Origin of the sequence: Methylibium sp., assembly GCF_013817345.1 — a bacterium.
In the GTDB taxonomy this organism is placed as follows: domain Bacteria; phylum Pseudomonadota; class Gammaproteobacteria; order Burkholderiales; family Burkholderiaceae_C; genus Methylibium.
On record NZ_JACDCW010000117.1, the window covers coordinates 1 to 10,570 of the forward strand.

General features: G+C 68.7%; 11 protein-coding genes. 7 read left to right on the forward strand and 4 right to left on the reverse strand.

The annotated features are described in order from the left end of the window. The 5 genes from H0W40_RS17135 to H0W40_RS17155 form a co-directional block, all read left to right on the forward strand. A partial coding sequence (locus tag H0W40_RS17135) for an ATP-binding cassette domain-containing protein (RefSeq protein WP_292448637.1) occupies positions 1–1,140 on the forward strand: 1,140 nt, incomplete at its 5' end. 3 nt (positions 1,141–1,143) lie between these two features. After that, the gene (locus tag H0W40_RS17140) at positions 1,144–1,848 is read left to right on the forward strand and encodes an ABC transporter ATP-binding protein (RefSeq protein WP_292448639.1); all 705 of its coding nucleotides are present in this window, start codon (positions 1,144–1,146) and stop codon (positions 1,846–1,848) included. Between the two features lie 90 nt (positions 1,849–1,938). Continuing rightward, entirely contained in the window at positions 1,939–3,111 is a 1,173-nt protein-coding gene (locus H0W40_RS17145) for a CoA transferase (protein WP_292448641.1), read from the forward strand. Beyond that, a complete protein-coding gene (locus H0W40_RS17150; RefSeq protein WP_292448642.1) occupies positions 3,108–3,830 on the forward strand; it encodes an enoyl-CoA hydratase/isomerase family protein in 723 nt (240 codons plus the stop codon). Before H0W40_RS17145 ends, H0W40_RS17150 begins: the two co-directional genes overlap by 4 nt. 20 nt (positions 3,831–3,850) lie before the next feature. Continuing rightward, entirely contained in the window at positions 3,851–4,753 is a 903-nt protein-coding gene (locus tag H0W40_RS17155) for an EamA family transporter (protein WP_292448643.1), read from the forward strand. Between the two features lie 213 nt (positions 4,754–4,966). Here the strand turns inward: H0W40_RS17155 and H0W40_RS17160 are convergent, their stop codons facing one another. Both H0W40_RS17160 and H0W40_RS17165 read right to left on the reverse strand, forming a co-directional pair. Next, the gene (locus tag H0W40_RS17160) at positions 4,967–6,181 is read right to left on the reverse strand and encodes an amino acid aminotransferase (RefSeq protein ID WP_292448645.1); all 1,215 of its coding nucleotides are present in this window, start codon (positions 6,179–6,181) and stop codon (positions 4,967–4,969) included. A gap of 92 nt (positions 6,182–6,273) precedes the next feature. Then, positions 6,274–6,759, reverse strand: a complete 486-nt coding sequence (locus H0W40_RS17165; protein WP_292448648.1) for a glutathione peroxidase — start codon at positions 6,757–6,759, stop codon at positions 6,274–6,276. 156 nt (positions 6,760–6,915) lie between these two features. Between H0W40_RS17165 and H0W40_RS17170 the strand changes: the two genes are divergently transcribed. Then, positions 6,916–7,326, forward strand: coding sequence for a hypothetical protein (locus H0W40_RS17170; RefSeq protein WP_292448651.1), 411 nt, complete (start codon positions 6,916–6,918; stop codon positions 7,324–7,326). Positions 7,327–7,333: 7 nt separating this feature from the next. Here H0W40_RS17170 and H0W40_RS17175 read toward each other — a convergent pair whose 3' ends face one another. Next, the gene (locus tag H0W40_RS17175) at positions 7,334–8,176 is read right to left on the reverse strand and encodes an HDOD domain-containing protein (RefSeq protein WP_292448653.1); all 843 of its coding nucleotides are present in this window, start codon (positions 8,174–8,176) and stop codon (positions 7,334–7,336) included. 105 nt (positions 8,177–8,281) lie between these two features. On the opposite strand from H0W40_RS17175, the gene H0W40_RS17180 reads away from it, so the two are divergent. Further along, on the forward strand, positions 8,282–9,376 hold the full coding sequence (locus H0W40_RS17180; RefSeq protein WP_292448656.1) for an alkene reductase: 1,095 nt from the start codon (positions 8,282–8,284) through the stop codon (positions 9,374–9,376). Between the two features lie 109 nt (positions 9,377–9,485). Here H0W40_RS17180 and H0W40_RS17185 read toward each other — a convergent pair whose 3' ends face one another. Next, positions 9,486–10,484 carry a tripartite tricarboxylate transporter substrate binding protein gene (locus tag H0W40_RS17185; protein WP_292448658.1) on the reverse strand — a complete coding sequence of 333 codons (999 nt, stop codon included), beginning with the start codon at positions 10,482–10,484 and terminating at the stop codon, positions 9,486–9,488. Positions 10,485–10,570: the final 86 nt, after the last annotated feature.

A 10,570-nucleotide genomic window follows, 5' to 3' on the forward strand; every position in this document is an offset into this window, starting at 1 on the left:
GCCTTCGCGTTCGACACCTCGGGGCAGGTCGTGATGCAGACCGTGGTCGGCGGCATGCGCACGCTGATCGGCCCGCTGGTCGGCGCGGCGCTGTGGATCTACCTGCGCGACATCCTCCAGCAGATCCCGGGCATCGGCGGCATGTGGAAGCTGATCCTCGGCGCCCTCTTCATTCTGGCGATCACGACGATGCGGCGCGGCATCGTGGGCGAGATCCAGCACTTCTTCTACAGGCGCCGCCTGGCCGCGGCCAGCCTCGCCCTGGCCGCGAGCGAGAAGCTGGCCGCCTTCGCCCCCGCGGTGGCACCCGCCGAGTTCTTCGCCGGCCGGGCCGTGCCGGGCCGCAGCCGTGCGGCCGGTGACGAACGCAGCGCTGCCAAGGGCGGCGTGCCGGTCATCGAAGCGCGCCACATCCGCAAAGAGTTCGGCGGGCTGGTGGCGCTGGACGACGTGTGCCTGTCCGTGCGCGAGGGCGAGATCATGGGCCTGATCGGGCCCAACGGCGCGGGCAAGAGCACGCTGTTTCGCATCCTCACCGGCGAGATGGCCGCGACCAGCGGCGAGATGCACTTTCGCGGCAGGAACATCACCGGCATCGGCGTGCGCGAGGCCTGCCGCATGGGCATCAGCAAGAGCTACCAGATCGTGCAGGTCTACCCGGAGCTGAGCCTGCGCGAGAACCTGCTGGTGCCGCTGCTGGCGCGCTCGCGCGGCGCCTTCCGCTTCGACGTGCTGAGCCGCATCAGGCCCGACAGCGAGCTGATGAAGGAAGCCGACCGGCTGCTCGCGATGATGGGTCTGAACGACCGCCTCGGCGGCCCGGTGTCGGACCTGTCGTACGGTGAGAAGCGCCGCCTGGAAATCGGCATCGCGCTGGCCACCCACCCCGAGGTGCTGCTGCTCGACGAACCCCTGGCCGGCCTGAGCCCCGACGAGCGCGTGCAGGTCGTTCGCGTCATCAAGTCGGCCAGCGCGGGCCGCACAGTGCTGGTCGTCGAGCACGACATGGACTCGCTGTTCGGCCTGGCTGATCGCGTGGCGGTGCTGCACATGGGCCGCAACATCGCCGTCGGCCCGCCGGCGGAGATCCGCGACAACCCGGCCGTGCACACCGCCTACCTCGGCGTGCCCTCGGAGTGACAGATGAAACCGATGCTGCTCGCCCTGCGTGACCTCAACGCCTGCTACGGCGAATCGCACGTCCTGCACGACGTGAACCTGCACGTCGCCGAAGGCGAGGTGGTGGCGGTGCTGGGCCGCAACGGCTCGGGCAAGACGACGACGCTCAAGACCGTCATGGGCGTGATCGAGGCGAAGTCCGGGCAGATTGAATACGCCGGCCAGGCGCTGCACGGCGCCTCGCCGGAGAACCGGGCGCGCATCGGTATCCAGCTCGTACCGGAGGACCGGCGCATCTTCGGCGGGCTGACCGTGGAGGAGAACCTGGTGCTCGCCGCGATGGGCTGCGCCAAGCCGCTCACAGCCGCCACGATCTACGAAATATTCCCGCGGCTGGGCGAACGCCGCAAGTCGAACGGCCGGCACCTTTCGGGCGGCGAGCAGCAGATGCTGTCGGTCGCCCGTGCGCTGATGCAGGCGCCGCGGCTGCTCATGCTCGACGAGCCCTTCGAGGGTCTGGCGCCCATCATCGTGCAGTCCCTGATGGAGGTGGTGGGGCAGCTCGCCAGGCAGGGCCAGACCATCGTGATCGTCGAGCAGAACGTCAAGGCCTGCCTGACGCTTGCGGATCGCGTCTACCTGCTGAGCAACGGCCAGGTCGTGCACGAGGGAGACGCGAAGGCCTTGCTGGCCGACAAGGAAACTCAGAAGCGCCACCTTTCGGTTTGAGCGCAATGAACTCATCCGCCGGCACGAAGGACAGCCGCCCTCTCCGCAAACCGGTGGCGCAGCGAAAGACGATTGATTCGAGGAGCGGACATGTCAGTTGAAACCGTGCGGCCCCTGGCCGGACTCAAGGTGCTCGAGTTCGGGCAGATCGTCACCGTGCCGTTCTGCGGCATGCTGCTCGCCGACCTGGGCGCCGATGTCGTGAAGGTCGAGAACGCCGACGGCGGCGACGGCATGCGCCAGTGGCCGCCGCTCATGCGCACCGAGCCGGGCGCCGAGGCGTACAGCGGCAACTTCGCCTCGCTCAACCGCAACAAGCGCAGTGTCGCGGCGAACCTCAAGGAGGCGGCGGACGTTGCCCGTGTGCAGGCGCTGTGCGCGGTGGCCGACATCGTGATCGAGAACTTCCGCCCCGGCGTGATGCAGCGGCTCGGTCTGGGTTACGAGACGCTGCGCGAGCGGCGCCCGGAACTCGTGTACTGCTCGGTCACCGGCTACGGCCAGGAGGGCCCCTATGCGAAGAAGGGCGCCTTCGACGTGACCGTGCAAGCCATCAGCGGCCTGATGAGCGTGACCGGCGAAGCCGACGGCGCGCCGGTCAAGTGCGGCGTGCCGGTGTCCGATTTCACCGCCGGCCTGTACGCGGCCTATTCGATCCTCGCCGCGGTGATGGAGGTGCGGCGCACGGGCGTGGGCGCGCGCATCGACTGCTCGATGCTCGGCTGCACGCTCGGCATCTCGGCGCTGCAGATCAGCGAGTACTTCGGCACCGGCAACGCGCCGCAGCGGCTCGGCTCGGCGCACCCGCGCAACGCGCCCTACCAGGCCTTCCAGGCGAGCGACAGGCCCTTCGTCATCGCCGCGGGCAACGACAAGCTGTGGGGCGAGGTGTGCGAAGCGGTGAGTCTCATGGCGCTGAAGGATGACGCGCGCTTCACGACACAGACCCTGCGCGCGGCCCATCAGCGCGAGCTCGCCGCCTTGCTGCAGCCCTGCTTCGCCCGGCGCTCGGCGGCCGAGTGGCTCACCGAGTTCGACCGCCGCGGCGTGCCTTGCGCGCCGATCAACGACTTTGCCGACATCCTGGCCGATCCGCACGTCAAGGAGAGCGGCTGGGTCTCGGAGCTGACCTTGCCCAACGGCATGACCACGCCGGCGATCGGCTTTCCGGTGCAGATCAGCGGCTACGAGTTCAGGGTCGATGCGCAACCGCCGCGCCTCGGAGAACACAACGCGGCGGTGCGCAGCGAGTGGTTGAAATGAGCGAACTCGTCACGCTGTCGCCACCTTCCCCCGAGGGGCTGCGCACGCTGCAGCTGCAGCGTCCCGACAAGGCCAACGCGCTGTCGGCCGAACTGGTCGAAGGCATCCACGCGAGCCTCGACGCGATCGGCGCCGAAACGCGCGCGCTGCTGATCACTGGCGAAGGAAAGAACTTCTGCGCAGGCTTCGACTTCACGGCGCACGAGCAGCAGAGCGAAGGCGCCCTGTTGTTGCGTTTCGTGCGCATCGACCAGGTGTTGGCGCGGCTGCGCGCGGCCGACTTCCTGACCATCGCCCGGGTGTCCGGTGCGGCCTTCGGCGCGGGCGCCGACATAGCCTGTTCGTGCGCGATCCGCATCGGCACGCCGGCCGCGCGCTTCAGGTTTCCGGGCTTTCAGTTCGGCGTCGCCCTCGGCACCCGGCGGCTGGCCGCCATCGCCGGCGCCGAGCGGGCGCGCCGCATCCTCCTGCACAACGAGGAACTCGACGCGCACGCCGCGCTGGAGTGCGGCTTGCTGAGCGAGCTGTCGGAAGAGGTCGATCCGCAAGCCCGCATCGAAGCGCTGATGCACTCGACGCGCAAGCTCGACGCCACCAGCCTGCGCTCGCTCTTCGCGCTGACCGACGCCGGCAATGCGGACCGCGATCTGGCCGAGCTGGTGCGCAGCGTCTCGCGGCCGGGCCTTCACGCGAGGATCGCGGCGTATCGCCGTAGTTGAACGGGCCCTAGACTGCACTGATGCCTCTCACGCATCTGCTGCTCGCCCTGGCCGTGGTGGCGGTCTGGGGCACCAACTTCGTCGTCATCAAATGGGGCCTGGCCGAACTGCCGCCGCTGCTGTTCACGACCCTGCGTTTCGCGTTCGCGGCATTCCCCTTCCTGTTGTTCGTCAAGCGCCCCGCCGTCGCGTGGCAAACGCTCGCGGCCTTCGGTGCGCTGCACGGTGTGGGTCTGTTCGGCCTGATGGTGGTGGCCCTGCGCGCCGACATCTCGGCGGGCCTGGCTTCGCTGGTCATCCAGACGCAGGTGTTTTTCACTATCGGCCTGGCGATGGCGCTCGTCGGCGAACGCCCGCGCCTGCTGCAGGGGGCCGCGCTCGCGCTGGCCGCCGCCGGCATGGCGCTGATCGCCGGCCACATCGACCAGGACAGCGTCACCGTCCTCGGCCTGGCGCTCGTGCTGGGCGCAGCGGCGTGCTGGGCCGGCGCCAACATGGTGGCCAAGTCGGCCGGACGCGTCGACATGTTCGGCTTCATGGTCTGGAGCAGCGTGTTCGCCGCGCCGGTGCTCGCGTTCCTCAGCCTGCTCATCGAAGGCCCGGCGCTGATCGTAGTCAGCCTCACGCAAGCCAGCGGGGCCGCCTGGGCCGCCGTGGCCTGGCAGTCGCTCGGCAACACGCTGTTCGGCTACGGCGTGTGGAACTGGCTCCTGAGCCGCCACCCGGCCGCCACCGTCACCCCGGCGGCGCTGATGGTGCCGGTGTTCGGCATGGCCGCGTCGGCAGCGCTGCTCGGCGAGGCCATGCCGCCGTGGAAGCTGGGCGCCACCGCGCTCGTGCTCACCGGCCTGGCGCTCAACACACTGGCGTCCCGCAATTCGCTGCGCGGACCGTCCACCCCCGCCAACGGGGTCGTCCGATGATCGAACTCCGCGTCGGCCCGAGTCCGGCCTCGACCGTTGGTGGCTCAGGCCGGGCCACGGCCGGCGGTCTTCAATCGGCAGGCTTTTGGCGAGTGGCCGTCTTCCTGGGCCGGGACCGCGGGTGCCTTGCTGCGCAACGGCTGCCCCGACAGGCTGCTTGCCTGTTTCAGGCGGGCCGGCTGCTTGCCTATTTCAGGCTGGGACCGGCCGTCTTCACGTTTCGGACAAGGCCTGTGCCGCCGCTTGCACGTTGCCGCTGTTGAGGCCGGCCACGCACAGGCGCCCCGAGCGCACCAGGTAAACCGCATGCTGCTCGCGCAGCCGGTCCACCTGGCTCGGCGTCAGGCCGGTGTAGCTGAACATGCCGCGCTGGCTCAACAGGTAGCCGAAGTCGCGCCCCGGCGAGTTCGCAACAAGTGCGTCGTGCAGCGCGCGGCGCATCGCCAGGATGCGCTCGCGCATGGCGGCGAGTTCGCCTTCCCACTGATCGCGCAGCGTCGGATCGCCGAGCACGGTGGCGACGAGCTGGCCGCCGTGGATCGGCGGGCTGGAGTAATTGCGGCGCACGGTGAACTTGAGCTGGCCGAGCACGTTGTCGGCCTGCTGTGCGTCGGCGCACACGACGCTGAGTGCGCCGCAGCGCTCGCCGTAGACGCTCATGCTCTTGGAGAACGAGTTGGCGATGAAGAGCGACAGCCCGGCCGAGGCCAGCGCGCGCGCGGCCCGTGCATCGGCCTCGATGCCGTCGCCGAAGCCCTGGTAGGCGAGGTCGAGGTAGGGCAGCAGCTCGCGCTCGCGCAGCACCGGGATCAACGCGTCCCACTGGGCGGGGGTGAGGTCCACGCCGGTCGGGTTGTGGCAGCACGCGTGCAGCAGCACGATGCTCTTCGGTGGCAGCGTGCGCAGCGTCGCCACCATGGCGTCGAAGTTCAGGCCGCCTGCCGGCCGTGGCGGACTCGCCCGTGCATCGCCGGCGTCGTAGTAGGGATAGGTGTTCACGGTCAGGCCCGCGCCCTCGAACATGGCGCGGTGGTTGTCCCAGGTGGGGTCGCTCACCCACACCTGGCTGCCCGGGAAAAATCGGGCGATGAAGTCCGCTCCCACCTTCAGGCCGCCGCTCGAGCCGACCGATTGAATGGTGGCGATGCGCCCGCTGGTCACGGCCTCGTGGCCGGCGCCGAACAGCAGTGTCTGCACCGCACTGCGAAAGTTCGCGGCGCCCTCCATCGGCAGGTAGGACTTGGGGCCGCTCGCCGCCAGCACACGGGCCTCGGCACTGCGCACCGATTCCAGCACCGGGATGCGCCCGGCGTCGTCGAAATAGATGCCGATGCTCAGATTGATCTTGTGCGCCCGAGGGTCCTTCTGGAAGTCCTCGTTGAGGCTGAGGATCGGGTCGCCCGGGTAGGGCTCGATGTGCTCGAACATGGGGTCTCCAGTGAGGGGCGGATTATCGAATCAGGCGCCTGGCCGGTCGATGCGGCCGGCCTCGGCGCTCAGCGACCGCGACGCCTCGCTGCTCATGCGGCCAGGGCGGCTTCGATGTCCTTCTTCAACGCTTCGGGCTTGTCGATCGGGCCGTAGCGGCCGAGCACGTGGCCGTCCTTGCCGACCAGGAACTTCGTGAAGTTCCACTTGATCGCGCGTGTGCCGAGCAGGCCCTTGGCCTCCTTCGTCAGCCATTGATAGAGCGGATGCGCAGCGGCACCGTTGACCTCGACCTTGGCCATCATCGGAAAGCTCACCCCGTAGTTGACCTGGCAGAAACTCGCGATCTCGTCGTTGCTGCCGGGGTCTTGCCGACCGAACTCGTTGCTCGGAAAACCCAGCACCGTCAGGCCCTTCGCGCCGTACTCCCGCCATAGCGCTTCGAGCCCGCCGAGTTGCGGCGTGAAGCCGCAGGCGCTGGCGGTGTTGACGATCAGCAGCACCTGCCCGCGGTAGTCGGACAGCGACACCGCCTTGCCGCCGATCGCCTGCGCGTCGAAGTCGTAGACGGTGCTCATGTCGTAGGCCCCCGGCCGTGTGCAGGAGTCGCGATGCTAGTGCGTTTTGCACGGCCGGCAGGCCCGCGGGCGTCCCCACGTCTCCTTCGATCGAAGGATGCCGGCGGCACCCCCTGTCTGCTAAACCCGTTCGATCAACGACGCAGGAGACAGATCATGTTCATCCATCGCGCCACCCTCGCGGCCGGGCTTTTGCTCGCGGCAAATGCGGGGTTCGCGCAGGGCATCGTGGGCAACTTCAAGGGCACCGAAAAGCTGGTCGTCAGCAACTGCGGCAGCTACAACGGCACGAGCACCAACGCTTGGTGGGCCAACCACTCCGACCTCGATGGCGCTTCCTACACCATCAAGAGCGGCACCAGCGGCAGTTCGTTCTCGGGCAGCGCGGAGCTGAACGGCAACACCAGCACCGGCAAGGTCAGCGGCGTGGACAAGCAGGGCAACGCGTGGACCGCTACGACGGTGACGACGCTCGACGGCGACAAGCTCAGCGGCAAGAGCGCGGGCAGCGCCGCCGGCACGCCTTGCACCTTCACCAATCAGTTCGAGGCAGCGAGGGTTCAGTGAATCCGGTTCACTGACTGCCCAGCTTGGCGGCGCTTGCCGCCACGGCTTCGTGCAGCAGCACCGCGTCCATCGCGGCGAGCGGCGCGATCTGGGCGCAGGCGCGCGCCAGTTCGCTGTCGTCGGCATCCGCCAAAGCGCAATCGACCGCGGCGGCCAGCGCCAGCAGGCGCTTGACCATGAAGGTTTCGTGCTGCCACTGCTCGGCGAGTTCGGCCTCGGTGCCGCCGAGCAGGCTGCGCAGGGCGAGCGGGCGCAATCTGACGCTGGCCGCGACCTCGACGGCCAAGCCCCAGGCTTGGCACAAGGCCGCACCGAGCGAGGCGTGATTGACGCCATAGAGTGCCTGCTCGGCGTCGAGCCAGGCGAGTGCATCGGGGCTGGCCTTGACCAGCTTCTGGTAGCCGGTGCTGTCATGGGCCAGCAACGCGGCCTGACCGCTTTCGGCAAACAGACCCGCCGTGTGGGCCAGCCACGGATCGACATCGAGCACATGCGCTGCACGGCCCATGACCAGGCCGCGCTTGCCGGCGCTGTTCCACAGTGCCGTGAGCATGGGGCTGGGCGGAAAGGCACCGCGCAGGCCGATCTCGAAGGTCAATGCCGAGACCTCGCGCACGCCGAGGAAACGCACCGCCTCGGGCACGGATTCCACACGCCGCAGCAGGCCGAAGAGCGCTGAATTGACCGATCGCACCACCGCCGAGGCCAGTGCCATGTCGCCTTCGATCAACGTGGCGATGGACTGCATGTTGGCGTCCTCGTCGGCCATCAGCATGGACATCCGCACAAGGATCTGCGGACAGGCCGGCAGGTCGATGTCGAGGGAACGCAGGGCAGGGTCGATGGGCATAGTGCAGCCATCCTAGGGCGATGCACGAATCGAGAAGGCTTGCAGGAGCACGTCTTTTGCACGGCTTCTACAGTGACCGCGATTCGTTCACACAAAAGGTTAAGCATGCCCAGCCTGTTCGATCCCATCCGTCTCGGCGAGCTCGAGCTCGTCAACCGCGTCGTCATGGCGCCGCTCACTCGCAACCGCGCCGGCGCCGGTCAGACCGCCGCCCCCATGGCCGTGACTTATTACGCGCAGCGCGCCAGCGCCGGGCTGATCATCAGCGAGGCCACGCAGGTTCATCCACTCGGACAGGGCTACCTCGACACCCCGGGCATTCACAGCCGCGAGCAGGTCGAGTCCTGGAAACCGGTGACCCGCGCGGTGCACGAGCGCAGCGGCAAGATCGTGCTGCAGCTCTGGCACGTGGGGCGCATTTCGCACGTTTCGCTGCTGCCGGCGGGTGAAGTGCCGGTGGCGCCCTCGGCGCTGGCCGCCAAGGCCAAGACCTTCACGAAGGACGGCTTCGTCGATGTGTCTGCACCGCGTGCCCTTTCTCTCGAAGAGCTGCCCGGCATCGTGGATCAGTACCGCGTCGCCGCCCGCAATGCACTCGAAGCCGGCTTTGACGGCGTCGAAGTGCACGGCGCCAACGGCTACCTGCTCGACCAGTTCCTGCGCGACGGCGCCAACCGCCGCGCCGACGCTTACGGCGGATCGATCGAGAACCGGGCCCGCCTGCTGCTGGAAGTGATGCGCGCCGTGAGCGATGAGATCGGCGCCGGGCGCACCGGCCTGCGCCTGTCGCCCATGACCTCGTTCGGCGACCTCGGCGACTCCGATCCGCAGGCGTTGTTCAACCACGTGGCCGAACAGCTCGCACCGATCGGCCTGGCGTACCTGCACCTGATCGAGGGCGAAACCGGCGGCGACCGCGACGTGACGGCGAAGGGCAAGCCCTTCGACTACCAGGCGCTGCGCACCCGGGCGAAAACGCCGTGGATGGTCAACAACGGCTACGACCGCGCGATGGCGCTGGACGCCGTGGCCGACGGCCGCGCCGACGTGGTGGCCTTCGGCCGGCCCTTCATCAGCAACCCCGACCTGCCGCGCCGGCTGCGCGAGGACGCGCCGATGAACGCGCTGGACGGCGACACGCTCTACGGCGGCGGCGTCGAGGGCTACACCGACTATCCCGAGCTGAAGCGGGCGGCCTGAATTGAACTGCTCCTCTCCCCTCTGGGGAGAGATTGGGCGAGGGTGGGCGCATGCAGGCTGCTGCGTTGCCCTCACCCCCACCCTCTCGCAGAGGGAGAGGGAGTGAAGGTCAGCCGCCGTCGATCTTCGCGCCGGAGGCCTTCACCACGCCGGCCCACTTCTTCGTTTCGCGGGCGGTGAATTGGGCGAAGTCGGCGCTGCTCATGCCGCTGGGCACGGCGCCCTGCGCTTCCAGGCGCTCCTTGAGCGCGGGCTGCGCCAGCGCCTTGGCCGTCTGTTGCTGCACGCGGTTGACCACGTCCATCGGCGTGCCGGCGGGGGCGAACAGACCGAACCACGAGCTCGCCTCGTAGTCCGCGAGGCCGCTGCCATTCGGGCCGGCTTCGGCGATCGTCGGCAGGTCGGGCAGCGCCGGCGAGCGCTGCGCGCTGGTCACCGCCAGCGCCTTGAGCCGGCCGGCGCGGATCTGCGGCATGGCCGAGGGCAGGTTGTCGAACATCAGGTCCATGGTGCCGCCGATCAGGTCCATCAGCGCGAAGCGCGAGCCCTTGTACGGGAAATGCACCATGTACGTGCCGGTGGAGGTCTTGAACAGTTCGCCGGCGAGGTGGATCGAGGTGCCGTTGCCGCTCGAGGCCATGTTGAGCTCGCCGGGGTTGGCCTTGGCGTACCTGATCAGGTCGGCCACCGAATCGATGCCGGCCGCCTTGGCCTTGTCGGGGTTCATCACCAGCACGTTGGGCACGGCCGCCACCAGCGTGACGGGCACGAAGTCCTTGATCGGGTCGTAGGGGAGCTTCGGGTAGAGCGATACGTTGATCCCGTGCGTGCCCACGGTGCCCATGAGCAGCGTGTGGCCGTCGGGTGCGCTGCGAGCCACGTCGGCCGCGCCGATGTTGCCGCCCGCGCCGGGCTTGTTCTCGACGACGAAGGCCTGGCCGAAGGCCTGCTGGAACTCCGGCGCCAGTGCACGGGCAAGAATGTCGGTGGTGCCGCCTGCCGGGAACGGCACGACGATGCTCACGGGCTTGGTCGGCCAGGCTGACTGTGCGTGCAGCGCCCAGGGCGCGGCGCCGAGGGCGAGCAGGGCATGGCGGCGGTTGAGCATGGGCGTCTCCTGTGTGGGGATGTCGGCGGACCAGTGTGCCGCAGCGTGCGCAAAGGTCATTGCAGGCATTCCCGATGTCGCGACGG

What these genes read in the sequence shown, in the direction of transcription:
- H0W40_RS17140 (WP_292448639.1), top strand. Translation starts at nt 1,144, where the DNA reads ATGAAACCGATGCTGCTCGCCCTGCGTGACCTCAACGCCTGCTACGGC.
- H0W40_RS17145 (WP_292448641.1), top strand. Translation starts at nt 1,939, where the DNA reads ATGTCAGTTGAAACCGTGCGGCCCCTGGCCGGACTCAAGGTGCTCGAG.
- H0W40_RS17150 (WP_292448642.1), top strand. Translation starts at nt 3,108, where the DNA reads ATGAGCGAACTCGTCACGCTGTCGCCACCTTCCCCCGAGGGGCTGCGC.
- H0W40_RS17155 (WP_292448643.1), top strand. Translation starts at nt 3,851, where the DNA reads ATGCCTCTCACGCATCTGCTGCTCGCCCTGGCCGTGGTGGCGGTCTGG.
- H0W40_RS17160 (WP_292448645.1), bottom strand. Translation starts at nt 6,181, where the DNA reads ATGTTCGAGCACATCGAGCCCTACCCGGGCGACCCGATCCTCAGCCTC.
- H0W40_RS17165 (WP_292448648.1), bottom strand. Translation starts at nt 6,759, where the DNA reads ATGAGCACCGTCTACGACTTCGACGCGCAGGCGATCGGCGGCAAGGCG.
- H0W40_RS17170 (WP_292448651.1), top strand. Translation starts at nt 6,916, where the DNA reads ATGTTCATCCATCGCGCCACCCTCGCGGCCGGGCTTTTGCTCGCGGCA.
- H0W40_RS17175 (WP_292448653.1), bottom strand. Translation starts at nt 8,176, where the DNA reads ATGCCCATCGACCCTGCCCTGCGTTCCCTCGACATCGACCTGCCGGCC.
- H0W40_RS17180 (WP_292448656.1), top strand. Translation starts at nt 8,282, where the DNA reads ATGCCCAGCCTGTTCGATCCCATCCGTCTCGGCGAGCTCGAGCTCGTC.
- H0W40_RS17185 (WP_292448658.1), bottom strand. Translation starts at nt 10,484, where the DNA reads ATGCTCAACCGCCGCCATGCCCTGCTCGCCCTCGGCGCCGCGCCCTGG.